Here is a 21,973-nt window from a genome sequence, read left to right on the forward strand (position 1 = left end):
TCTTGTCGCCCAGCCGGGCCGGGCCTACGCTGCGATCAGGGTGGGCGACGGACGGAGAGAACAAGATGCCCGCAACGCTTCGCGCATCGGCCCTATTCGTTGCAACGCTGACAGGCCTCACCCTCGCCGCGCCGGCCCGCGCCGACCAAATCGACCCGATCCCCGGCAACGGCGTGTTTGTCGTCGGGCCCGATATCGCGCCGGGCCTCTACCACACGGGCGGCTCGGGTTCGGCCTTCGGCGTGTGGATAAACAATGTGCCGACCCAGGACTCGATGTGTTCGTGGTTCACCTACAGCACGCCGGATGCGAACAAGGACCATGTGCTGCAGACGAATACCTCCATCGGTCCGATGTACGCGAACATCAATTCCGCGGTCAAGGCCTTCGAGTCGCAGAATTGTCAACCCTGGACGCGGGTCCCCTAAGGCTGATTCGCGTCGATCAACATCTGCCGCAGCCGGCGGACGTCGACCTTCCCGGTGCCGCCGCGCGGAACGTCGTCGCCGGAGTCCAGCAACAGCCACACCGTGGGTACCTTGAAGGCGCTCAGCAACTTACGCGCCGACGCATGAAGTTGGTCGCGGGTGAGCGCGTCGTCGCATACCACCGCCGCGCCGACCCGTTCGCCCGCTGCGCCGGGCACGCTGGTGACAAAGGCGTGGTCGACCCCGTCAATGGTGCGCAGCGCGCGCTCGACCTCGCTGGGATATACGGTCGCTCCGCTGACCTTGAACATGTCGTCGGATCGCCCGTGGTAGAACAGGAATCCCTGCTCGTCGAGGTGGCCGAGGTCACCGGTCGAATAGAAGCCGTCGGGGGTGAAGAGCTCTTCGCGCCGGCGCCCGCAGATGCCCCGCAGCGTGTGCGGTCCACGGATCTGGATCATGCCGGCGGTTCCCGTCGCGACGGGCATACCGCTTTCGGGGTCCACGATGCGGACTTCCATGCCGGGAAACGGCTTTCCGCAGCTGCCCCACGCCGTGGCGGGCATGTCCGTGTCGGCGGGGTAGCCGCAATACGGCCCGAATGCCTCGGTCATGCCGAACAGCGTCGCGCGCGCCCCGGGCCGAGCGCGCTGCTCGGGCGGCAACAGGGCTTCCAGGCTGCCGGGTCGCAGCGCCGAGAGATTCACGCCGACCGAGCCGGCGTGCCGCGCAAGCGCCTCGGCCTGATCGGGCCAGCCACGAAACAGGGTGACCCGTTCGCGCTCCAGCAGTCTCAGCGTGGTTTCGGGCCGGGGCATCTCTTCGGTCACCAGGGTGGCGCCGGCAAGCAGGACGGACAGGATTCCGCTACCGAACCCGCCCACCCAAAAGAACGGCATCGGCAGATACAGGCGCGTTTCGCCGGTGATGCAGCGCGCGGCCAGCCCCGATTGCACGGCGCCCAGCGCGTTGCCGTGGGAGTGCAGGACGCCCTTGGGAGATCCGCTGCTGCCCGAGGTGAACATGATGACCAGCGCGTCGGCGGGGGTGACCGTTTCGGTCATGGCATCGATGATCCGGCGGGCCCGGTCACTCGCGGGGGCGCTGTCGAGCTGATCGGTCGACCAAACCTGTTGCAACGCCGGAATTTCGGACTCGGGCACCGCCTTGAGGTCGTCGAGGTAGCGGTGGCCACGGAACTCCTCGACGCTCACCAGGAACTGGACGGCGGCGACCCGCAATTGCGCGACGAGTTCGCCGGCCTGCAGCAGCGTGCTCAGCGGCACCAGGACGGCGCCGATGCGTGTCAGGGCGACGGCGATCTGTACCCAGCGGGTGCCGTTGGGCATGATCAACCCGACCCGGGAGCCCTTGCCCACGTCCGCTTCCACAAACACGGCCGCCAGTTCCCTTGTGGTGGAGTCGAGTTCGCGGTAGCTGAGCCGCGACGTGGGATCGATCACCATCGGTGTATCCGCGTCGTGCCGGGCCCGAAACCGCACCAGTTGGTCGATGGTGCTAGGCATCGAAAAGCTTTCTCAGCCGCCGCGTGTCGACCTTGCCGCTGGACAACAGCGGGACATCGGCGCGGGACAGGGAGAGAAACCGTTTGGGAATCTTGTACGATGACAGCTCCGCCTTGAGCCGTTCCCGCACGGCCGACTCGTCGAAATCCCGCTGCACGACCACCGCCGCGACCAGCTCTCCCCGTTGGGTATCGGGGACGCCCACCACGTAAGCCTCGGCGCCGGTGACCCGGGTGATCGCCTGCTCGACCTCGGCCGCCGAGACGTTGGCGCCCGCCGTCTTGACCATCGCGCTGAGCCTGCCGACGAAATAGACGAATCCGTCGTCGTCGGTGCGCACTAGATCGCCGGTGTGAAACCAGCCGTCGGCGTCGAAGCACTCCTCGCGAGAGCGCTTGTAGTAGCCCTGCATCACGTACGGTCCGCGGATGCAGAGTTCCCCGACTCCGGAGGCGTCCTGATCGACGATCTTCGTCTCGAAGCCGGGCACGGGCTTGCCGAATGATCCCCGCCGCGTCTCGGGTTGGTCGGATTCGTCCTCGCTGATCAGGACGACGCTACCGGCCTCGGTCATCCCGAGCATGTTGTGCCGCAGCTCCGGGTCGGCGGGTCGGGTGTCGGGGGCCATGATCGGGTAGAGGTTGCCGCGCCGCATCGACGACAGATCACGCGCGTTGTAGCTGGGGTGCTCGGCGAGGTGAGCGATGCCGGCCGCGAACCCGTTGGTCATGGTGGGTCTTTCGGCCTCCAACAGGTCGAGCGTGGCCCCGGCGTCGATGGCGTTGGAGCAGACCAGGGTTGATCCGGCCACCAGGGTGGCCAACAGGCCGAACGCGAACCCGCCGATCCAGAAGAACGGCGAATTGCAGAACAGCTTGTCCGAAGCGGTCAGGCCGCGGATCGCGTTGAGGTTCCGCTGATGTCCGAGCAGTGCGGCATGCGTATGCACCACCCCTTTGGGGGCACTGGTTGACCCGGACGTGTAGACGATCGCCAGCGGATCGCAGTCGTAGACAACGTCTTCGCTCGCCCGCAGCAGCGCCCCGTCGACGCTGCCGGCCAGTGCGCGCACCGCGTCGTGCGCAAACGCCACGTGGCGCAGCTGCGGCACCGCGGCGCAAAACAAGCGGTCGCCGAAATCGAGGTCGGTCCGCGGAATCACCTCGGACAGTCGCTGCACATAGTCGTGAGACCGAAAAGACGCGGCGCTCAGCAGGATTTGGACGTCGCTGTCGACCAGCTGCTCGCGCAGTTCCCGGGCGGTGACGAACGTGGAGAACGGGACCACCACGGCACCGATTCGCGCCGCCGCCAGCATGCCGACGACGAAGTCGGTTCCGTTCGGGTGCAGGAGGCCCACATGGGTTCCCTTACCGGCGCCGAGGGCCATCAGGCCGCGGGCGAGCTCCGCCGACCGGTGATCGGCTTCGGCGTATCCGATGCGGTCGCCGTCGCAGACCAGCAGCGGGTGATCCCCGAGCGCCCGGGCCTGCTGTCGCAACGTCGCGGCGACCGTCACAGGATCAGCGCGCATGGTTGCGCGCCGCCGCGAGCTCGCGGAAGTGTTCCTGGATCGCGCCGAGATCGGGTTTGCCCGACGGCGTTCGCGGAATGGCGTCGACGATCGCGATCTCAGTCGGAATCTCATAGCGCGCCAAGCGCTCTCGCAGATGCACCACCAGCGCGTCGGCGTCGGCCGCACCCGGCTCGCGCAGTTCGACCATGGCGACCGGCGTCTCTCCGAGCCGCTCGTCGGGCCGGGCGATGACCGCCGCGCCGGCCACCGCGGGGTGGCTCTCCAGCGCGGCGCGAACGTCGTCGGGCATCACCTTGAAGCCGCCGCGGATGATCGCCTGGTCGGCGCGGCCGACAATCCAGAGGAACCCGTCGGCGTCGATGCGTGCCATGTCCGTGGTTCGCATCCATTGCGCGGCCGGTCCCAGCTGGCCCGGCTTGACCTCCAGCAGGCCGACTTCGTCTGGGCCGAGCGGTGTTCCGTCGTCGGCTACCACCCTGAGCTGGGCGTCCGGATTGGCCCGTCCGACGCTGCCTCGTTTGGCTCGCCAGTACCGCTGATGGTCGGGAAGGGTCCAGCCCGCCACGCCGCCCCCGAACTCGGTTGCGGCATAGGAGGTCAGCACCGGGATGCCGTACTTATCGGTGAAGGCGTCGGCATCATCGGCCGACAGCGGCGCCGTGCCGCAGGTGACGGCCCGGACGCTGTCCAGGTCGGCCGGCGACACGTCCGAGTGCAAGACCGTGCGCAGGGCCGCCGGTACCAGCGATACGGCGCGGGGCCGGTGGGTGCGCACCGCGTCGACCCATGCGTTCAGCTCGAATCGCTCCAACAGCACGAACGGTCGGGCCTCGGCGATGCATTGCAGCACGCGGAATACCCCGCCGATGTGCACCAGCGGCGAGTTCACGATGGCGACGCCGCGCCGCAGCTCGGTGGGTGCCGGCGCGCGGTCGGGTTCGGAGCCCATCACGCTGCGCGCCAACATGTCGTAGGTCAGGTCGATTCGCTTGGGTGGACCCGTCGTGCCGCTGGTCAACATGCGCACCGCGACACCGGTCGACGGGCCTGGCTCGGCGCCGGGTTGCCCGGACACGTCGACGTCGTCGGCCGGTCCCGAGATCGCGACCGTCGGGATGCCCGGCGTCACCAGCGCCGTCAGATCGTCGCGCTCGCCGACGATCAATCCAAGCTGCAGCCTCGCGACATCGGCCTTGGTGCGCTCGTCGCCGCGCGACGGGTTGATGACCACAACGGTTCCGCCGCCCAGCAGCACACCCAGAAAGGCCGCCACGTGCCCCGGCCGGTTGCGCAGCAGCATCCCGACCTCGGCGCCGGCGCTCAGGCCGGCGATGCGCTGCGCCAGGGTGCCGACCTGCTCCCACGAGATCCATTGGCCGCCATACTCGATGGCGCGTGAGTCTGGTTCGAGGTCGAGCACATCGGCGATGCGTTGGATGAGCGGGTGACGCGGCATCAGCGGATCTTCGGTGTGCGTTTGGTGGCCCCGTCGCCGGGAGTCTTCTGCGCGGCCAGTTCCGCGGTGCCCAGCGGGTTTCCCAGCCGGGTGTAGATGAGGCCCTGTTCCAGCGCGGCGCGATACGGCTTGTCCAGCGACTCCCAAATCGCTTTGACCGTGCCCTGAGTCGCCGTTGGCGGCTTTGCGGCGATGGTCGCCGCGATCTCATGGGCGCGGTCCCAGAGCTGGCCGGAAGCGACGACCTCGGAGACCAATCCGATGCGCAGCGCGGTGTCGGCGCTGACCCGCTCGTCGTTGCCCATCAGGGCGATGCGCAGCGTCTCGCCGAGGCCGACGCGGCGCATCAGGCCGATCGGCTCCAGCGCGCAAACCAGGCCGGCCGACACGTGGGAGTCGAAGAACGTGGCGTCTTCCGAGCAGATGACCACGTCGGATTCGTTGATGAAGTAGAACGCGCCGGCGGTGCACATCCCCTGGACCGCGCAGACCACCGGCTTCCACATTTTCTGCCATTTGGGACTCAGGGCTTCGCCGGGATCTTCGTGGTTCCAGATGTTTTCGGGCTGCCCATAGGGCGTCTTGATGTCCAGTCCCGCGCTGAACGCCCGGTCGCCGGCGGCGCGCAGCACCACCGCGTGCACGGACTCGTCGAGTTTGACCGTGTGCCAGGCGCGGGCCATCTCCTCACACATGGTGCGGTTGAACGCGTTCAGCTGCCCGGGCCGGTTCAGGGTGATGGTGGCGACGTGATCGGTGGCGTCGACCGCGAGCAGGATGGTTTCGAAACTCATCGGCTTGTTCACCGGCATTGCCAATTCGGCTTGCGCTTCTCGACGAAAGCCTTGGGCCCCTCGGCCGCGTCCTCGGTCCGCAGCACCCGCTCACGGAAGGTTTCGGCGAGTATCTCCGCCTCGTGCAGCGGCACATTCAGGCCCTTGAGGATCGCCAGGCGGGTGCCCCGGACGGCCAGGGGCGCATTGGAATTGACGATGTCGGCGATCTCGTGGGCCCGGTCCAGCAGGCGGTCGTGCTCGACGACCTCGCTGATCAGTCCCAGCTCATAGGCGCGCTCCGCGCTCATCCGCTCGTGCTTGCCCATCAGGGCCATCCGCAGGGCGATCGAGCGGGGCAGCACGCGGGATACCCGAACCAGTTCGCGGCCGGCCACCAGTCCGATGCTGACGTGCGGATCGAAAAAGGTTGCCTGCTCGGAGGCGATGACGATGTCTGTCGTGGTGACCCAATCCATACCGGCGCCACAACAGATTCCGTTCACCGCGGTCAGCACCGGCTTGGCCGTGGTGCGAAAGGGCGGCGTGCCCTCCTGCGGAGCCTCCCATTGGTCATACGTCGACAGGTACGGCCGCTCGTAGATCACCTTGCCGTCTTCGGGGATCTCCTTGACGTCGGCGCCGGTGCAGAAGGCGCGGCCGGTGCCCGTGACGATGGTCAGCCAGACGTTGTCGTCGTTTTCGGCCTCGTCGTAGGCGGCCCGCAGTTCGGTGATCATGTGCGGGCTGAGCGCATTGAGGGCGTCCGGGCGATTGAGGGTGATCGTCGCGGTGTGCCCGTCGACCTCGTACTTGATGGTGTCGAACGAATCAGTGGGCATCGGTCATCCCTTCGCTTTGCAGAGAACGTCGAGTGTGGGGCGTATGGACGAATTCGAGGCAGTTCCCGTGCGTAGGTCCCGCGCTCGACGCCCGAGAGCTAGCGTCCACGAAAATCCGGATCCCGCCGCCGCCGGAAGGCCTCCAAGCCCTCTTTGAAATCGCCTGTCCGGCAAGATAACTCCAGATTGAACAACTCCTGGTTCAGCGACTGGCCCAGCGTCGCATGCTGTCCGAAGTTCATGGCCTGCTTGGCCAGCCCGATCGCCGCCGTCGGACCGGAGGCCAGCCGGGCAACCAGCTCCTCGGCGGCGCGGTCGAGGTCGGGGCCGCTCACCGACTGGTGAATGAGCCCCCAGTCGGCCGCGTCGTTCCCGCTCACCTTCTCTCCGAGCAGCAGCATCCGCCGGGCCCGCGCCAGGCCGACGAGCCGCGGCACCAGCCAGGTGGACCCCGAGTCCGGGCTGAAGCCGCGGTCGAGGAACGGCTCCCAGAACACCGCGTCGTCGGCGGCCACGGTGAAGTCAGCGGCCAAGGCGAGATTGCAACCGAATCCCACGGCCCATCCGCGCACGCTGCACACCACCGGCAGCTGAATGCCGGCGACGAGTTCGATCACGCGGTGAGCGGCATGGGGAACCCGGCGCACCAGATCACCGGTGCGGGGACGTTGGCCGCCGGGATCGTTGGCGGCCACCCAGTCGGAGCCGGCGCAGAAATCGTCTCCGGCCCCGCGGAGGTGTACGGCGCGCAGCGAGTCGTCGGACGCGGCAACCGTCAGCGACTCGACCAGAGTTCCGATCATCAACTGCGTCAACGAGTTACGCCGGGATGGGCGATCAAGCGTCACCCGTAACACCGCACCGTCTCGGTGCACTGTTACCGACCCCTCGGCTCCGGCCGAGCCGGCCCCTTGACTCACCGTCGATCCGGCCTTTCTCCGCCGATACGGTTACCCATACAGTAGGCAATACGATTGATACGCTGTATAAGTTAGCAAGGATACGCTGCCTGCGAAACTACCCAGGTGAAAGAGAGAATCATGGCCCGCGCCGACGACGATGCAGAGCGTAAGCGATGAGGAGGAGTGGCGCCGATGGTCGCGCCGACGACGATGCAGAGCGTAAGCGATGAGGAGGAGTGGCGCCGATGGTCGCGCCGACGACAACGCCAGATTCGGCGAGGCGCCGCTTGACCAGACCGTGGCCGCCGCCGCCGCCATGCGCCGCCTGAGCTCGCTGCTGGTGTCGCTGGAACATCCGCACCCGGCGGTGGATGCCATGTTGGAGAAGTTCACCGAGTGGGAGCGCGAGTTGTCGGCCGCCGCGCCGGCGGACAACGCACCGCGCATCGGCGAACTGCCCGACGATCCCCGGCGCGTCTACCTCAATCACGCCACCGACATCGGCGCCTACAACCCGTGTTTCCCCGAGTACCGGTTCACCGAATTCGATGCCGAGAAGGCAACGGGAGGAGTCGAATTCCCGGTGATCTACGAAGGGCCACCGGGACTGGTGCACGGCGGATTCCTGGGCGTCTTCTTCGACTGCGTGATCCAGCACCACAATTGCGTCACCGGCCTTTCCGGCAAAACCCGGTCCTTGGCCGTGACGTTCCGCAGACCGACACCGGTGTTGACGGAGCTGCGATTCGACATCGCGCGCTCGGAAGGCGAACGGGGTATCACGTCGACCGCGCGACTGTGGCTCGACGACGAAGTGCTGTGTACGGGCGAGGTCAACACGTTGGCGTCACGGCCCGAGAAGCTTGCCGGATCGCGGTTCGGCAGGCGCCGAAAGGAGTCCGATAAATGACCGCTTCGAGCACCTCTGACGATCGCGTGCTCTTCGACATCGATCAAGACCGGCGCATCGCGACGGTCACGCTGAACAATCCCCAACAGCGGAACTCCTATGACGCCAGCATGCGCGAGGCCGTCGCCCGTTGCCTGGACCGGGTGGCCGATGACGACGACCTCACGGTGGTGTTGTTGCGCGGAGCCGAGGGGGTCTTCTCCACCGGGGCCGACATGAACAATGCGTACGGCTGGTACGGCGACAAGGCCAAGGCGTCCGACGATGCGGCAGCCAAGCGTCGCCCGAGTCAGCGTCGCCGACTTGCCGTGGACCGCAAGTCTTTTGGCTTCTATCACAATTTCATGGGTTTCCCCAAGGTCACGGTGGGGGAGATCGCCGGCTACGCGCTGGGTGGCGGTTTCGAGATGGCCCTGATGACCGATATCTCCGTCATCGCGCGGGACACCAAGGTCGGCATGCCGGCAACCCGCTTCCTGGGCCCAGCGCTGGGCAGCTTGCACATGTTCTTCCACCGGCTCGGGCCGGTGCTGGCGCGGCGCCTGCTGTTGACCGGTGACATCATCGAGGCGGGCGCGATCGAACATCTCGGAATCTTCACGGACACCTGCGATCCCGGCGCGGTGACCGCCCGGGCGCGCTACTGGGCCGAGAAGGCGGCGAAGATGCCGGCCGACGGGGTCGTCATCGCCAAGGAGGCGTTCCGGCTTGTCGAGCAGAGCCAGGCGTATCAGGGCGAGGAGGTCGCCAGCTACCTGTTCCACGCCTTCGGCACCAACCTGCAATTCGGGCCGGGCGAATTCAACTTCGTCAAGACCCGCGCCCAGCACGGCGCCAGGGAGGCCTTCCGGCTACGCGACGAGCACTTCTACGTGCCCGAACCCGAGGCGTGACAAGCGGTTTCGGTTAGGTCAGCGATTCGCTGGCGCCTTGGACCGACCTCGCGCGGTCGGCGACTTGCGCTGGCGGCTCGCCCCCGCCTTGCCTTTGGCTGCGTTGCTCTCGTCGATCAGCCTGCTGGCGTGATCGAGGATGCAGGTGAGGCCGTACTCGAAATTGGTCTCGTCCGGGGCGCCGATGCGGTGCCCGATTCGGGTGACTTGGGAAAGGAGCGGGGTCTTTTCGGGGTCGATGGCAACGGCGTCCTCGATGGCGCGGGGTCCGATATCCGACGACTGGTTTTTTTCGTACAGCCGTTGCAGCACCACTGATCCGCGGACGTGAACCGAAACCGCCGAATAGGTGTCGAACGCGTCCTCCGGCGACAAGCCGGCCTCCACCAGATTGGAAACTGCCTTTTCCATCTCCTGTGCGCCCATCCGTGCCGCTTTCGGAGACAGTGCCGCGCGAATCAGAATCAGGTCGCACAGAATTGGGTTGCCCATGAACGTCTTACGCATCAAGCGCGCGTGGTTGCGCAGGGTTTCCCGCCAGTCGCTGGCTTCGACATAGGGAGTGGCGAACACATACTTGCTCAGGGCGCGGTCAGTCATCGCGTTGAGCAGGTCGTCCTTCTTGCGGAAGTACCAGTAGATGCTCGTCACACCCACGCCGAGATGTTTGCCGAGCAGCGGCATGCTCAGGTTGTCGATCGACACCTCCTCGGCGAGTTCGAATGCGCCGCTGATGATGTCGTCGGGATTGATGGACCCGCGTTCGCGTCGCTGACGCTTATCGGCGGTTGCCTGTTTTGCCACTACGGGCACCTCCATCAAAATCTGTTTCGTGCATGAGGTCTGCCGGCCGCGTTGCCGGTAAAATCGAATTTACCGGCTCTTCGGTACTGACCTGCGTATACGCTTTCGTGTCGTAATTTCCCTCTGCTACTGTAATACCTATCGTAGGCTTTTTGGTAAATCGGCTGGACAGGCGAAAATGGCCAGGTTAGAGCTGCGGGTCAAGCAATGGATCTAGGGCTGGCAAATGCCGCCGCGGTGGTGGTCGGCGGTAGCCGCGGCATGGGTTTGGCCACCGCGCGCTGCCTTGCCGACGAGGGGGCCCGGGTAGCGGTCGTCGGGCGCAGCCGTGACGCGCTGGATTCCGCGGTGACCGATCTCACGCAACGGGGTAGCCCGGACGCCCTCGGGCTCGTCGCCGACATCGGCGACGACGCCGCCGTCGGCACGGCTTTCGGTGAGCTTTCCCAGCGCTGGGGCGGCGAACTCAACGCTCTGGTCATCACGGTGGGGCCGGGCGCCGCGGGTACCTTCGAGGATTTGACCGACGACCAATGGCGTCAGTCGGTTGAAGACGGGGTGCTGGGCATGGTGCGCTGTGTGCGGGCGGCGCTACCGCTGCTGCGTAAGGCGCAGTGGGCGCGGATCGTGAACTTCTCGGCGCACTCGACTCAGCGACAAAGTGTCATGCTGCCCGCGTACACGGCGGCGAAATCGATGCTGACGAGCGTATCGAAGAACCTGTCCCTGCTGCTGGCCAAGGACGAGATCTTGGTCAACGTGGTATCGCCGGGCAGCATCGCATCGGAATCACTGGTCGGCTGGGCGAATTCGGTCGGCGTCGACGGCCATGATCCCTATGCCCTGATGGAGGCCATCGGCAAGCATTTCGGTCATCCCGCGCACATGCCACGGGCGGGCCTCCCCGAAGAAATCGGCCCGGTCGCAGCGTTTCTCGCCTCGCGCCGCAACTCCTACATGACCGGAGCCAACATCAACGTCGACGGCGGTTCGGACTTCACCTGACTTCCCTGACCGTGGGTCGAAGAAATCGATTGGCAGACAGAAGGAGTCGACTGTGGCTACGGCAGCAGAGGCACGCGCGTGGGCGCCCGGCGCATTGCGGGGGATCGGTGACTCCCTCTACACCCCGTTCTGCGGGACCGACGGCGACGACATCGACTGGGACGCCTACCGGACACTGGTGCGCTACTGCGTCGGCGATCTCGGGCACCCGATGTTGTGGTGCACCAGCGGCATTGCCGAATTCTGGTCGCTGACCCTCGACGAGCGGAAACGCCTGCTGGAGGTTGCGGTAGAGGAGGCGCGCAGCATCAATCCCGGTGTGGTGGTGCAGGCCTGCACGGCGGCGATGTCGGCGAAGGACTGTTTGGAACTGACTCTGCACGCCCAGGAAGCGGGCGCCGACATCGTCTACATCCAGACGCCGATGATGGAGGCCCACGGCGGCGAAGGCGTGCTCCGCTTTTTCCAATACGTGGCTGCGCGCACGAATATCGCTCTGGGCATGTTCAATTCGCCGTCCTCGGGCTACGTGTTGACGCCGGCCGAGAGCGCACGCATCTACCACGAGGTGCCCGCGGTGTGCGCCACCAAGGAGGGCGCCTTCCGGCCGGCGGCCAGCCGCATGCTTCATCAGCTGGCGCCCGGTCTGGCCGTGTGGGAATGCGACAAAACGGTGTACCGGGCGGGGTGGCTGCGCGACGGGATCGTGTGCCCGGCGCAGCTGGGTACCTCGGGCTACCTGTTCGAGACGCCCGAGCGGCGATTGTTCTCCGAGTATTGGGATTTGGTGCAGAGCGACCAGCTCGTCGAGGCCATGGACTACGCCCGCGAATCCGGGTTGGATCAGTTCGACCTCGACGTCGGATCGTGGTGGACGTGCTATCCGGGGCGGGCGGACTACTTCACCCACTGGGGCGGCGCGTTCAAGTACGCCGCGTCGCTGCTGGGGTTGCCCATCGGCGCGTATCCACATTCCCGCCCGCCGCAGGCCAAATTACCCGCGGAGGCGAAGGCCCAGATCGAGCACGCCTACCAGCGCCTGGGTTTGATCCAAACGGTGTTGCAGTAGAAGGGATTACCACGCGAAGCGGGCCCGGTGAGGAACCGGGCCCGCTCGCTCAGACCGACCGTTTACTGCTGTTCGGCCCGCTCACGCTGCTCGTACGCCTTGGCCTTGCCGCGGGCCCTCTCGGCGGCGGCTTCCTTTTTCCCGGCGCTGCGCTGCGCATCCGCCTTGTCTTGTTGGGCCTTGCCCTCTTCGATCAGGTCGTTGCGGCCGATGATGATGCCGATGACCTGCTTGGTCCTCCCGAGGACGTCTTCCACGATGCCCCGGACGAGTTCGACCGGTCCGCTCTTGGTGTCAACCATTGCCTCTCCTTCCCCCATGTGATGATCGGCTCCTCTACGCGTTCCCGATCCCGGGGTCGACGCAAACATGGGTCAGCGTGTCGATCGCCACATCCCGTCGCCGCCCCTCGGCCTAGGGGTGGTCACGGCGCCAAGCGGACGCCCAAAATCGCTGTTTAGTCGCCGTTCACGGGGGTGTGGACGCAGTTGTGGAATGCGGTACCGATAGGTATACAGTATGGGTACAAACTCGCCAGTTGGTCAGCTATGAGGGGACGGTCATATGGGCGCCGCCGACCGTGTGGTCACCGATGAGGCGGTGCTGTATGAAACCACCGAAACCGGTGTTGCGGTCGTGACCTTCAACCGTCCCGAGCGCCTCAACGCCTGGGGCCCCGACATCTCGAGGGGCTTCTACGCAAGCATCGACCGCGCCGAAGCCGACCCCGCGGTGCGGGTGATCGTGTTGACGGGTGCCGGCAAGGGATTCTGCGCGGGCGCGGACCTGGGTGGCGCGGGATCCATCGACGAAAAACTCGGCGACGGCGACACCGACGTCACCAAGCTGGTCGGCGACCGCCACCCGCATTTCCTCACCGAGCTGCGCAAGCCGATCATCGCCGCGGTCAACGGCGCCTGCGTCGGGATCGGCCTGACGCACGCCCTGATGTGTGACGTCCGGTTCGCGGCCGCCGGAGCCAAATTCGCCACCGCGTTCACCCGGCGGGGCTTGATCGCCGAGTACGGCATCTCCTGGATCCTGCCGCGGCTCGCCGGCTGGGGCGCGGCGATGGACTTGCTGTTGAGCGGGCGCACGTTCTTCGCCGAGGAGGCCGCGCAACTCGGACTGGTCAAGGACGTCGTCGCGCCCGAACAACTGATGTCGCGCGCCCTGGCATACGCCGACGACATCGCGCGCAATTGTTCACCGGCGTCGCTGGCGGTCATCAAGCGGCAGGCCTACGGCGACGCGCTGCGCGATGTCGCCGATGTCAGCGCCCGCGCCGAAACACTCATGCACGAGTCGCTGCTGCGGCCCGACGTTGTCGAAGGCATCACCAGCTTCCTGGAGAAGCGGCCACCGCGGTTCCCGCCATTGGCCACCTAACCAGCCGGAAAGGAACATCATGACCACCCTGAACTATCGAGCGATCGACGTCGACAATCACTACTACGAACCGTTGGATTCGTTTACCCGCCATTTGGACAAGCGGTTCAAACGGCGCGGTGTCCAGATCGTCAGCGACGGCAAACGCAGCTGGGCCTTGATGGGCGACCGCATCAACCACTTCATCCCGAACGTCACCTTCGACCCGATCATCGTGCCGGGCTGCCTCGACCTGTTGTTCCGCGGCGAGATCCCGGAAGGCGTCGACCCGGCCTCGTTGATGAAGGTCGAGCGGCTCGCCGAGCACCCGGAGTACCAGAACCGCGACGCCCGGATCGCGGTGATGGACACCCAGGACATCGAGACGGTGTTCATGCTGCCGACGTTCGCGTGCGGAGTTGAAGAGGCGCTCAAACACGACATCGAGGCGACGATGGCCTCGGTGCACGCATTCAACCTGTGGCTCGACGAGGACTGGGGCTTCGACCGTCCGGACCATCGCATCATCTCCGCCCCGATCATCTCGCTGGCCGATCCGGTCAAAGCCGTCGAAGAGGTCGAGTTCGTGTTGGCGCGCGGCGCCAAGCTGGTCCTGGTGCGGCCCGCGCCGGTGCCCGGGCTGGTCAAGCCGCGGTCGCTGGGCGATCCCAGCCACGATCCGGTGTGGGCCAGGCTGGCCGAAGCGGGAGTGCCGGTGGGATTCCACCTCTCCGACAGCGGTTACCTGGCGATCGCAGCGCTGTGGGGCGGGAAATCGACTTTCGAGGGCTTCGGCGCGAAGGATCCGCTGGATCAGGTGCTCCTGGACGACCGGGCCATTCACGACACCATGGCCTCGATGATCGTGCACGGCGTGTTCACCCGCCACCCGAAACTCAAGGCGGTCAGCATCGAAAACGGGTCCTACTTCGTGCATCGGCTGATCAAGCGCCTCAAGAAGGCGGCCAACACCCAGCCCCAGTATTTCCCCGAGGACCCGGTGGAGCAGCTGCGCAACAACGTGTGGATCGCCCCCTACTACGAGGACGATCTGCCGGAGCTGGCCGAGGTCATCGGCGTCGACAAGATCCTGTTCGGTTCCGACTGGCCGCACGGGGAAGGACTCGCATCGCCGGTGTCGTTCGCCGAGGAGCTGAAGGGCTTCAGCGAGTCCGATGTTCGAAAGATCATGCGAGACAACGCCATAGACCTCCTAGGCGTCCAAGTCGGTTCGGCTGCTTGATTACCGGGGCGCGGTTACTTCCGTGAGCGAATGGACCATCGGCGCGGTGCTCGACGAGATCGCCGCCGTCATTGGCGACCGGACGATGACGGTGTGCGGCGACCGTCGCAGCACCTTCGCCGAGTCGGCGGACCGCACCCGCCGGCTGGCGAACTTCCTGGCGAGCAAGGGATTCGGCGCACACCGGGAGCGGGCGGAACTGCAGAACTGGGAATGCGGGCAGGACCGGGTCGCGCTGGTGATGCACAACGATCTGTACCCCGACATGGTCATCGGGTGCCTCAAGGCCCGGACCGTCCCGGTGAACATCAACTACTACTACACCCCGCGCGAGGTCGGTGAACTTCTCGATTACGTACAGCCCCGGGCGGTCATCTACCACCGGGCGCTGGGCGCCCAGTTCGCCGACGTCCTCGCCCGCGATGGCGCGGACTTGCTGATCGCGGTCGACGACGGCAGCGAGGCCCCGCACCTACCGGGTGCGGTGTCGCTGGAAGACGCCCTGGCGCAAGGGGATACCGACCAGCGCGTCGTCGGGTCGCCGGACGACTTGCTGATGATCTGCACCGGCGGCACGACCGGCCGGCCCAAGGGTGTGCTGTGGCGGCAGTCCGACATCTATGTGTCGTCGATGGTGGGGGCAGACCACGCCTGCGCTGAGGAGATTCACGACAAGGTGCGCGGGGCGGCCGGGGCGCCGTGGTTCGCCGTGTCGCCGCTGATGCACGCCGCCGGCATGTGGACGGCGTTCTCGGCGATCATGGCCGGCACGCCCGTGGTGATGTACGACACCGGCAAAAAGCTCGACCCCCGAACGGTTCTCGAAACGGCGCAGCGCGAGAAGGTCGGCTTGATGACCATGGTCGGCGACGCCTACGCGGCGCCGCTGGTGACCGAACTGCGCCGCGGCTCCTATGACCTGTCGTCGCTGTACGCGATCGGCACCGGCGGCGCCGCGACGAACCCGAAATACCAACGCGCCCTGGTGGAGTTGATCCCCCAGGTCACGGTGATCAACGGGTACGGCTCGTCGGAGACCGGGAACATGGGATTCGGCCACAGCCGGCGCGACACGCAAACCGACACGTTCACCCTGCGGGAGGGTGGACTGGTCCTCTCCGAGGACTACACCCGCTTTCTCCGTCCAGGCGAGGCCGAGGTGGGCTGGGTCGCCAGGGAGGGACGAATCCCGTTGGGGTACTTCAACGATCCCGACGCAACCCGCAAGACCTTTCCCGAGATCGACGGCAAGCGGGTGGTGATATCGGGCGACCGCGCCGCGCTGGAGGCCGACGGCACCCTGCGGCTGTTCGGCCGGGACTCGCTGGTGGTCAACACCGGCGGCGAGAAGGTCTTCGTCGAGGAAGTCGAAGAGGTGCTGCGCGCCCACCCGGCGATCGCCGACGCGCTGGTGGTCGGGCGCCCCAGCGAGCGCTGGGGAGAAGAACTCGTCGCCCTCGTCGAACTCCGGGCAGACGCCGCCGCGACGGCAGACGAGCTGCACACGCTGTGCACCACGCAACTGGCACGGTTCAAGGCGCCCAAGGAATTCCTGTTCGTCGAGCACGTCCAACGCTTGGGCAACGGCAAGGCCGATTACCGTTGGGCGAAACGTCACGCAACAGCAAAGGCGCCGATGTCCACATGAAAGCAATCGATTGCCTGGTCAACGTGCACTTCGGCGAGACCGAGAAGCAACCGACCTGGATGCTCAAGGTGCGTGACGACTACTTCAAGGGGCCGGAGTCCATGTTCGCGCCCGTCGAGCTGACCGAGTTGCTCGACGAAATGGACGCGCACGGCGTGCGCAAGGCCATCCTGATGGACAACCTCGCCAAGCCGTCGGTGACGGCGCGCAAATTCGTCGAGGACAAGCCCGAGCGGTTCGCCCTGGCCATGGGCGGGGTGAACCTGCTGCGGCCGATGCCCTCCCTGCGGGAGCTTACTGCCGTCGTCAACGACCTGCCCGTGGCGTATGCGGCTGTGGGGCCGAGTTTTTGGGGGGACGGCCAGTACCCGCCCAGCGACGCCGTCTACTACCCGCTCTACACCAAATGCGCCGAGCTCGAGCTTCCGCTGTGCATCAACACCGGCATCCCCGGGCCGCCCATCCCCGGGGAGGTGCAAAATCCGATCCACCTCGACCGGGTGTGCGTGCGGTTCCCGGAACTGAAACTGTGCATGATCCACGGCGCGGATCCCTGGTGGGACATCGCGATCAGGCTGCTGATCAAGTACGCCAACCTGCGCCTGATGACGTCGGCGTGGTCGCCGAAACGGTTACCGGAGAGCCTGCTGCACTACATGCGGACGCGCGGTAAGGGCAAGGTGATCTTCGGTTCCGACTGGCCTGTCCTGAAAATGCACCGCGTCGTGCCCGAGGCCGCCGCGTTGGACTTGCCCGCCGACGTCCTCGAAAACTATCTCTACAACAACGCCCAGGAATTCTTCTTCAGTGGCCAGGAGGAACGCTGAGTATGGACCGTTACGAACTACGTAGGCTCGACTACAGCCTGACGTCGGATCATGAGGCGTTGCAGGCCGCGTACCGCGATTTCTTCAAGACGCATTGCCCGATCGAGACCGTGCGCGCCGCGGAGGAGACCGGCTTCGACAAGAACCTCTGGGAGCGGTTGTGCGCCATGGGCGCAACCACGATGGCCGTGCCGGAATCCGCGGGCGGAGACGGCGCGACGCTCGTCGACCTGACGCTCGTGGCCGAGGAGATCGGCCGGTCGCTGGCGCCGGTGCCGTGGATCGACCAGGTCTGCGCCGCGCGCCTGCTGGCCCGACTCGGCGCGGCGGAACCCGATGTGGTCCAGGGCACGCGACTGGCCGCGTTCGATCCCCAGCACGACAGCGCCTCCGGGGCGCGGCTGCTGCCCACCGGGTCGATCGCCGACCAGATCGTCGTGCGCGACGGCGAGGACGTCGTCGCGCTGAGCTTCGGCACCCGCCCGGCGAAGGTGGACAACATCGGTCGGCTGCCGATGGCCTGGGTGGATCCGGCCACCGCCGACACCCGAACCGTCCTGGCCAGCGGCCCTGGGGCGGCGGCGGAATATCAACGCGCGCTGGATGAGTGGCGGGTGCTGTCGGCGGCCGCGTTGGTGGGCTTGGTGGAAGAGACCATGACCATCGCCGCCGAGTTCGCCAAGACCCGCTACACGCTGGGCGTGCCGATCTCGACGCTGCAGGGCATCTCCCATCCACTGGCCAACATCGCCATCACCGTGCAGGGCGGCCGCAATCTGGCGCGGCGCGCGGCCTGGTTCCTCGACAACGAGCCCGACGAACGCCCCGAGTTGGCGCCCTCGGCGTTCGTGTTCATGGCGGAAGAGGCGCCCAAGGCCGCGACCATGGCGGTGCATGTGCAAGGCGGTCTTGGTGTTTCGGCGGAGGCGGCCGCGACGGCCTATCTTGTGCGTGCCCGCGGCTGGGCACTGGCCGGCGGGGATCCCGGGGCCAGCGCGAAGTACATCGGCGAACTCGTCGCGGCGCGCGAAGGCAACTCGAGGAAGGGCGCATAGTGGATTTCTCACGTGTCACGCTGTCCGACGACGATCGGCGTTTCCTCGACGAAGCACGCGAATTCCTGCGCACCCATGTGACCGAGGACGTCAAGCGCCGGGACCGCGAGACTGGCGACAACTTCGACGAAGGGGTGCACCTGGCGCTGGGCGCCGCCGGATACCTGGAACGCGAATGGAAGCCGGAAGCCGAAGGCGGCTTCAGCCGCGTGCATCGCCGCATCTGGGAACTCGAGAAGCGGCGCGCCCACGTGCCCTGGGTGACCTGGGGCACCACCGCCATGGTGGCGCGTTCGGTCGCGCGGTTCGGGTCGAGCGAATTGCGGGACGAGGTGCTGCCGGGCGTCTTCAGCGGGCACGTTCGGCTGTGCCTGGGCTACACCGAACCCGAGGGCGGATCCGACATCGCCACCTGTAAGACCCGCGCGGTGCGGGACGGGAACGGCTGGATTATCAATGGCTCCAAGATGTTTACCACCGGTGCCCACAACTGCCGGTACGTTTTCCTCATCACCAACACGGACCCGACTGCCCCCAAGCACAAGAGCCTGACCATGTTCCTGGTCCCGCTGGACTCCCCGGGCATCGAGATCCAGGGCATCCGCACCGTCGATGGCGATCGCACCAACATCGTCTACTACAGCGACGTGCGCGTCGACGACAAGTACCGGCTGGGCGACGTGAACGCGGGCTGGACGGTGCTGCGCGAGCCGCTCAACGTCGAGCACGGCGCGGTGGCGGCCGCCCCCGACGGGCTACAGGACGTGTCGATCATGATGCATCAGGCCGGGTTCATGGCCGACGCGCTGGACAAGGCCGCGGGTAAGGTGTCAGAGCGGGATCCGAACGGGCGCAGGCTCATTGACGATGCGGCGGTGGCGTACCGGTTGGGGCGCAGCGCCGCGCGCATGGAAGCGGCGCTCAGTGCGCCCAGCATTTTCGGCCGTGTCGCCCTCGCGCAGACGATGCGTGACATCTCCCCGGACCTGATGGACATCCTCGGCACGGCGTCCGCGCTGCCGATCGGCACCGACGGCGCGGCCGACGACGGCGCCGCGGAGTACGTGTTCAGGTTCGCGCCGCTGGTCGGGATCTACGGCGGCACCCTCGAGGTGTTCCGCAACATGATCGCGCAGTACGTGCTGGGCCTGGGCAAGCCGGCCTACGCGCCGGTCGCGCAGAAGGCTTCCTAGCGCTCGGCGGGCTTAACCTGTGCCGGCGAGGGCGGGCGGGTTGACGGCGTCCGGGTCGGGGTTGGCGATCGGCAGGCCCATGAACCGGCGCGCGTTGTCGCCCATGAAGTCATAGGTGCGCCGCTCGTCCATGTTGTCGGCGTATTTCCAGAAGCCCTTGGGTTCGGCGAGGCCTTCGGGGTGCGGGTAGTCGGAGCCGAACAGCACTCGGTCCCATCCCACCGTGTCGACGACGTCGGCCACGCAACCCTCCCAGAACGGGCTCACCCAGATGTTGCGGCGGAACACGTCGTGGGGATGCTCCGGGAAGTTCTGTGGCATCTTCTTGTATAGGTCTTCAAAGTCGTTGAACAACGGGAAGATCCACGAACTGCCGTTCTCGACGCTGGCGATGCGCAGCTTCGGGAACCGGGTCAGGGTCCCGTGGCAGATCAGGCTGGTGATCATGTCGGCAATTTCGCGGTGCCCCAGCACCATCCAGCGAAATGCGCTCATGGCCATGAAATTCTGGGTGTGGGGCGGTTCCCACGTGCCGACGTAATCGTCCAGCGGAGGGTAGCTGGCATGCAGCACGATCGGCAGGCCCGCGGCCTCGACATCGCGCCAGAACGGGTCGAATTCGGGCAGCGCCGGCGACCGCCAGCCGTGGACGCCGTTCACGGGACCCGGTTTGATCAGCGCGGCGCGGACGCCGTTGGCCAGAAGGTAGTCCAGTTCGCGCTGCGCGGCGTCGACCTCAGACAAGTTGATGATGGGTGTGGAGAAGACGCGGTCGCCGTAGTTGTAGGTCCAGTGTTCGGCCATCCACTGGTTCAACGCGTGGATGATCGCCAGTGTGAGCTCGGGGTCGTCGGCCGAGGAGTGCTCGACCAGGCTGGCCAGCGTGGGGTAGTTCAGCGCCTCGACGACACCCTGGCGGTCGAGTTCGGCCACCCGATCGACCGGGTTACGGGTCGCGGCCGGCGCCGCGATGGCCGGTCCCTGCATCTCGCGCAACGTGAGGCCCTCGGTGTTTTCCCCGGCGAAGAACTTCTCGTGCGCGCCGGGGGCCGCGACGCGTTCGAACGTCGGGTTGGGGATGAAGTCACTGACCTTGTTGTTGATCACGATGCGGGTTTGCCGCCCGATCTGGGCGAATTGGACGGCCCGCGAATACCTTTCCGGAAGGTATTTCGTCAGCGCTTCGGGCGTTTCGTACATGTGCTGGTCGGCGTCGAAGATCGGCGCTCCGGTGAATTGAGCCATCGGAAAAGGTGCCCTTTCGTTGCGCGAGCAGACGCAGAATCGCACGTTCGAGACGCGAATCGTGCGATTCTGCGTCTGCTCGCGCTAGGTGGTCAGGATGGTGGCCGCGGCGGTGCCGGGCGCACCGTAGAGCTGAGCGAATCCGACGCGTGGTTCACCGGCCACCTGACGATCGCCGGCTTCGCCGCGGAGTTGGCGCACCAGCTCGTGAATTTGCCGCAGGCCCGACGCCCCGATCGGTTCGCCGTTGGCGATCAGCCCGCCGTCGGTGTTGACCGGCATCGAGCCGGTGATCTCGGTGGCGCCGTCGGCCAGCAGCTTCTCCTGCTCGCCGTCGGCGCAGAAACCGCATTCGGCCATGTGGATGATCTCGGCCCCGGCGTCGGTGTCCTGCAGCTGAATAACGTCGACGTCTTCCGGTGCCACACCGGCCTTTTCGAACGCGGCCTTCGCGGCATACACGGTCGGCGCCACGTCCTCGTCGACCGGGGCGAAGGTAGTGTTCACCTCGTAGGCGCCGTAGCGACGGGTGCGTACCTCGACCGCCCGCAGGAAGATCGGCTTGGCGGTGTAGCGGTGTGCGATGTCGGCGCGGCACATGACCACGGCGGCGGCGCCCTCGTCGGGCGCACAGAACATGTACTGGGTGAGCGGGTAATTCAGCATCGTCGAGTTGAGGATCTCGTCTTCGGGAATCGGTTTGCGCCGAAACGCGTTGGGGTTCCGCGCGCCGTTGCGGAAGTTCTTGGCCGCCACCTTGGCCAGCGTCTGCTGGGAGATGCCATGCTCGTGCAGGTAGCGGTTGGCTTTCATGCCGAAGAACTGGGTGGTGAGGTACTGACCGTTCTCGGCGTACCAGCGTGGCATCCCGACCAGGGCCGGGTCCTCGGTGAACGCCCCGCGTGGATGCTTGTCCAGGCCGACGGCAATTCCGATGTCGTAGTCGCCCAACCGGATTCCGTCGGCGCAGGCCTTGGCGGCGCTGGCAGCAGTTGCGCAGGCGTTGAACACGTTGGTGAAGGGGATGCCCGAGAGCCCGACCATGCCGACGATGGCATCGGGGTTGGCGACGGTCCAGCTGCCCCCGGTGGCGGCCTGGATGTCCTTCCACTGCACGCCCGCGTCGTCGACCGCGAGCCGAATCGCGTCGACGCCCATCTCCATCGCGGACTTGCCCTCGAAGCGACCGAAGGGGTGCAGGGCCACGCCGATGATCGCGACGTCATTCATGGCGCCACTCCTCCTCATC

The 21,973-nt window shown here is 66.4% G+C and carries 21 protein-coding genes; 11 read left to right on the forward strand and 10 right to left on the reverse strand.

Going from position 1 to position 21,973, the window contains the following annotated elements:
• Positions 1 to 65 precede the first annotated feature (65 nt).
• Positions 66 to 428: a hypothetical protein gene (locus W7S_RS06910; protein WP_008254928.1), complete on the forward strand. Its 363-nt coding sequence runs from the start codon at positions 66 to 68 to the stop codon at positions 426 to 428.
• Here W7S_RS06910 and W7S_RS06915 read toward each other — a convergent pair.
• From W7S_RS06915 to W7S_RS06940, 6 genes are all read right to left on the reverse strand, one after another.
• Complete coding sequence (locus tag W7S_RS06915) at positions 425 to 1,954, reverse strand: class I adenylate-forming enzyme family protein (protein WP_014711108.1); 1,530 nt, start codon at positions 1,952 to 1,954, stop codon at positions 425 to 427. The genes W7S_RS06910 and W7S_RS06915 overlap by 4 nt on opposite strands.
• Positions 1,947 to 3,488, reverse strand: a complete 1,542-nt coding sequence (locus W7S_RS06920) for a class I adenylate-forming enzyme family protein (protein WP_041297791.1) — start codon at positions 3,486 to 3,488, stop codon at positions 1,947 to 1,949. Before W7S_RS06920 ends, W7S_RS06915 begins: the two co-directional genes overlap by 8 nt.
• Positions 3,478 to 4,947 (reverse strand): class I adenylate-forming enzyme family protein, encoded by a 1,470-nt coding sequence (locus W7S_RS06925; RefSeq protein ID WP_014711110.1) that lies wholly within the window; start codon positions 4,945 to 4,947, stop codon positions 3,478 to 3,480. Before W7S_RS06925 ends, W7S_RS06920 begins: the two co-directional genes overlap by 11 nt.
• Positions 4,947 to 5,759, reverse strand: coding sequence for an enoyl-CoA hydratase/isomerase family protein (locus W7S_RS06930; protein ID WP_014382112.1), 813 nt, complete (start codon positions 5,757 to 5,759; stop codon positions 4,947 to 4,949). Before W7S_RS06930 ends, W7S_RS06925 begins: the two co-directional genes overlap by 1 nt.
• Positions 5,750 to 6,562 carry an enoyl-CoA hydratase/isomerase family protein gene (locus tag W7S_RS06935; RefSeq protein WP_014382113.1) on the reverse strand — a complete coding sequence of 271 codons (813 nt, stop codon included), beginning with the start codon at positions 6,560 to 6,562 and terminating at the stop codon, positions 5,750 to 5,752. The genes W7S_RS06930 and W7S_RS06935 overlap by 10 nt, the downstream gene beginning before the upstream one ends.
• Positions 6,563 to 6,660: 98 nt before the next feature.
• On the reverse strand, positions 6,661 to 7,482 hold the full coding sequence (locus W7S_RS06940; RefSeq protein ID WP_014711112.1) for an enoyl-CoA hydratase/isomerase family protein: 822 nt from the start codon (positions 7,480 to 7,482) through the stop codon (positions 6,661 to 6,663).
• A gap of 208 nt (positions 7,483 to 7,690) precedes the next feature.
• Here W7S_RS06940 and W7S_RS06945 point away from each other — a divergent pair, with 208 nt between their 5' ends.
• Entirely contained in the window at positions 7,691 to 8,374 is a 684-nt protein-coding gene (locus W7S_RS06945) for a hypothetical protein (RefSeq protein ID WP_014384110.1), read from the forward strand.
• Positions 8,371 to 9,267: an enoyl-CoA hydratase/isomerase family protein gene (locus W7S_RS06950; protein WP_014711113.1), complete on the forward strand. Its 897-nt coding sequence runs from the start codon at positions 8,371 to 8,373 to the stop codon at positions 9,265 to 9,267. Before W7S_RS06945 ends, W7S_RS06950 begins: the two co-directional genes overlap by 4 nt.
• An 18-nt stretch (positions 9,268 to 9,285) precedes the next feature.
• On the opposite strand, the gene W7S_RS06955 is transcribed toward W7S_RS06950, so the two are convergent.
• Entirely contained in the window at positions 9,286 to 10,086 is an 801-nt protein-coding gene (locus W7S_RS06955) for a TetR/AcrR family transcriptional regulator (RefSeq protein WP_014384112.1), read from the reverse strand.
• A gap of 192 nt (positions 10,087 to 10,278) precedes the next feature.
• Between W7S_RS06955 and W7S_RS06960 the strand changes: the two genes are divergently transcribed.
• Both W7S_RS06960 and W7S_RS06965 read left to right on the forward strand, forming a co-directional pair.
• On the forward strand, positions 10,279 to 11,076 hold the full coding sequence (locus tag W7S_RS06960; RefSeq protein WP_008254948.1) for an SDR family NAD(P)-dependent oxidoreductase: 798 nt from the start codon (positions 10,279 to 10,281) through the stop codon (positions 11,074 to 11,076).
• 52 nt (positions 11,077 to 11,128) lie between these two features.
• The gene (locus W7S_RS06965) at positions 11,129 to 12,145 is read left to right on the forward strand and encodes a dihydrodipicolinate synthase family protein (protein WP_014711115.1); all 1,017 of its coding nucleotides are present in this window, start codon (positions 11,129 to 11,131) and stop codon (positions 12,143 to 12,145) included.
• A 62-nt stretch (positions 12,146 to 12,207) separates the two neighbouring features.
• Here W7S_RS06965 and W7S_RS06970 read toward each other — a convergent pair whose 3' ends face one another.
• Positions 12,208 to 12,447 (reverse strand): CsbD family protein, encoded by a 240-nt coding sequence (locus tag W7S_RS06970; RefSeq protein WP_014711116.1) that lies wholly within the window; start codon positions 12,445 to 12,447, stop codon positions 12,208 to 12,210.
• A 262-nt stretch (positions 12,448 to 12,709) separates the two neighbouring features.
• On the opposite strand from W7S_RS06970, the gene W7S_RS06975 reads away from it, so the two are divergent.
• Genes W7S_RS06975 through W7S_RS07000 form a run of 6 tightly spaced genes read left to right on the forward strand, consistent with a single transcriptional unit; the run spans position 12,710 to position 19,479 of the window.
• Positions 12,710 to 13,534, forward strand: coding sequence for an enoyl-CoA hydratase (locus tag W7S_RS06975; RefSeq protein ID WP_009957714.1), 825 nt, complete (start codon positions 12,710 to 12,712; stop codon positions 13,532 to 13,534).
• Between the two features lie 19 nt (positions 13,535 to 13,553).
• The gene (locus tag W7S_RS06980; protein WP_014384114.1) at positions 13,554 to 14,756 is read left to right on the forward strand and encodes an amidohydrolase family protein; all 1,203 of its coding nucleotides are present in this window, start codon (positions 13,554 to 13,556) and stop codon (positions 14,754 to 14,756) included.
• Positions 14,757 to 14,778: 22 nt separating this feature from the next.
• The gene (locus W7S_RS06985) at positions 14,779 to 16,404 is read left to right on the forward strand and encodes an acyl-CoA synthetase (RefSeq protein ID WP_014384115.1); all 1,626 of its coding nucleotides are present in this window, start codon (positions 14,779 to 14,781) and stop codon (positions 16,402 to 16,404) included.
• Complete coding sequence (locus W7S_RS06990) at positions 16,401 to 17,231, forward strand: amidohydrolase family protein (protein ID WP_008254960.1); 831 nt, start codon at positions 16,401 to 16,403, stop codon at positions 17,229 to 17,231. The genes W7S_RS06985 and W7S_RS06990 overlap by 4 nt, the downstream gene beginning before the upstream one ends.
• 2 nt (positions 17,232 to 17,233) lie before the next feature.
• Complete coding sequence (locus W7S_RS06995) at positions 17,234 to 18,286, forward strand: acyl-CoA dehydrogenase family protein (RefSeq protein WP_009957710.1); 1,053 nt, start codon at positions 17,234 to 17,236, stop codon at positions 18,284 to 18,286.
• The gene (locus tag W7S_RS07000) at positions 18,286 to 19,479 is read left to right on the forward strand and encodes an acyl-CoA dehydrogenase family protein (protein WP_014379618.1); all 1,194 of its coding nucleotides are present in this window, start codon (positions 18,286 to 18,288) and stop codon (positions 19,477 to 19,479) included. Before W7S_RS06995 ends, W7S_RS07000 begins: the two co-directional genes overlap by 1 nt.
• A gap of 12 nt (positions 19,480 to 19,491) precedes the next feature.
• Here the strand turns inward: W7S_RS07000 and W7S_RS07005 are convergent, their stop codons facing one another.
• Positions 19,492 to 20,724 (reverse strand): amidohydrolase family protein, encoded by a 1,233-nt coding sequence (locus W7S_RS07005; protein WP_014711117.1) that lies wholly within the window; start codon positions 20,722 to 20,724, stop codon positions 19,492 to 19,494.
• Between the two features lie 84 nt (positions 20,725 to 20,808).
• Positions 20,809 to 21,954, reverse strand: coding sequence for a thiolase family protein (locus W7S_RS07010; RefSeq protein WP_008254967.1), 1,146 nt, complete (start codon positions 21,952 to 21,954; stop codon positions 20,809 to 20,811).
• Positions 21,955 to 21,973: the final 19 nt, after the last annotated feature.

Origin of the sequence: Mycobacterium sp. MOTT36Y (assembly GCF_000262165.1) — a bacterium.
GTDB classification, from domain to species: Bacteria; Actinomycetota; Actinomycetes; order Mycobacteriales; family Mycobacteriaceae; genus Mycobacterium; species Mycobacterium intracellulare.

Excerpts from the sequence above, each read along its gene's own strand:
- W7S_RS06975 (WP_009957714.1), top strand. The coding sequence starts at position 12,710 with ATGGGCGCCGCCGACCGTGTGGTCACCGATGAGGCGGTGCTGTATGAA.
- W7S_RS06955 (WP_014384112.1), bottom strand. The coding sequence starts at position 10,086 with ATGGAGGTGCCCGTAGTGGCAAAACAGGCAACCGCCGATAAGCGTCAG.
- W7S_RS06970 (WP_014711116.1), bottom strand. The coding sequence starts at position 12,447 with ATGGTTGACACCAAGAGCGGACCGGTCGAACTCGTCCGGGGCATCGTG.
- W7S_RS06920 (WP_041297791.1), bottom strand. The coding sequence starts at position 3,488 with ATGCGCGCTGATCCTGTGACGGTCGCCGCGACGTTGCGACAGCAGGCC.
- W7S_RS06930 (WP_014382112.1), bottom strand. The coding sequence starts at position 5,759 with ATGCCGGTGAACAAGCCGATGAGTTTCGAAACCATCCTGCTCGCGGTC.
- W7S_RS06950 (WP_014711113.1), top strand. The coding sequence starts at position 8,371 with ATGACCGCTTCGAGCACCTCTGACGATCGCGTGCTCTTCGACATCGAT.
- W7S_RS06980 (WP_014384114.1), top strand. The coding sequence starts at position 13,554 with ATGACCACCCTGAACTATCGAGCGATCGACGTCGACAATCACTACTAC.
- W7S_RS07010 (WP_008254967.1), bottom strand. The coding sequence starts at position 21,954 with ATGAATGACGTCGCGATCATCGGCGTGGCCCTGCACCCCTTCGGTCGC.
- W7S_RS07005 (WP_014711117.1), bottom strand. The coding sequence starts at position 20,724 with ATGGCTCAATTCACCGGAGCGCCGATCTTCGACGCCGACCAGCACATG.
- W7S_RS06995 (WP_009957710.1), top strand. The coding sequence starts at position 17,234 with ATGGACCGTTACGAACTACGTAGGCTCGACTACAGCCTGACGTCGGAT.
- W7S_RS06915 (WP_014711108.1), bottom strand. The coding sequence starts at position 1,954 with ATGCCTAGCACCATCGACCAACTGGTGCGGTTTCGGGCCCGGCACGAC.
- W7S_RS06925 (WP_014711110.1), bottom strand. The coding sequence starts at position 4,947 with ATGCCGCGTCACCCGCTCATCCAACGCATCGCCGATGTGCTCGACCTC.
- W7S_RS06960 (WP_008254948.1), top strand. The coding sequence starts at position 10,279 with ATGGATCTAGGGCTGGCAAATGCCGCCGCGGTGGTGGTCGGCGGTAGC.
- W7S_RS06945 (WP_014384110.1), top strand. The coding sequence starts at position 7,691 with ATGAGGAGGAGTGGCGCCGATGGTCGCGCCGACGACAACGCCAGATTC.
- W7S_RS06935 (WP_014382113.1), bottom strand. The coding sequence starts at position 6,562 with ATGCCCACTGATTCGTTCGACACCATCAAGTACGAGGTCGACGGGCAC.
- W7S_RS06910 (WP_008254928.1), top strand. The coding sequence starts at position 66 with ATGCCCGCAACGCTTCGCGCATCGGCCCTATTCGTTGCAACGCTGACA.
- W7S_RS06990 (WP_008254960.1), top strand. The coding sequence starts at position 16,401 with ATGAAAGCAATCGATTGCCTGGTCAACGTGCACTTCGGCGAGACCGAG.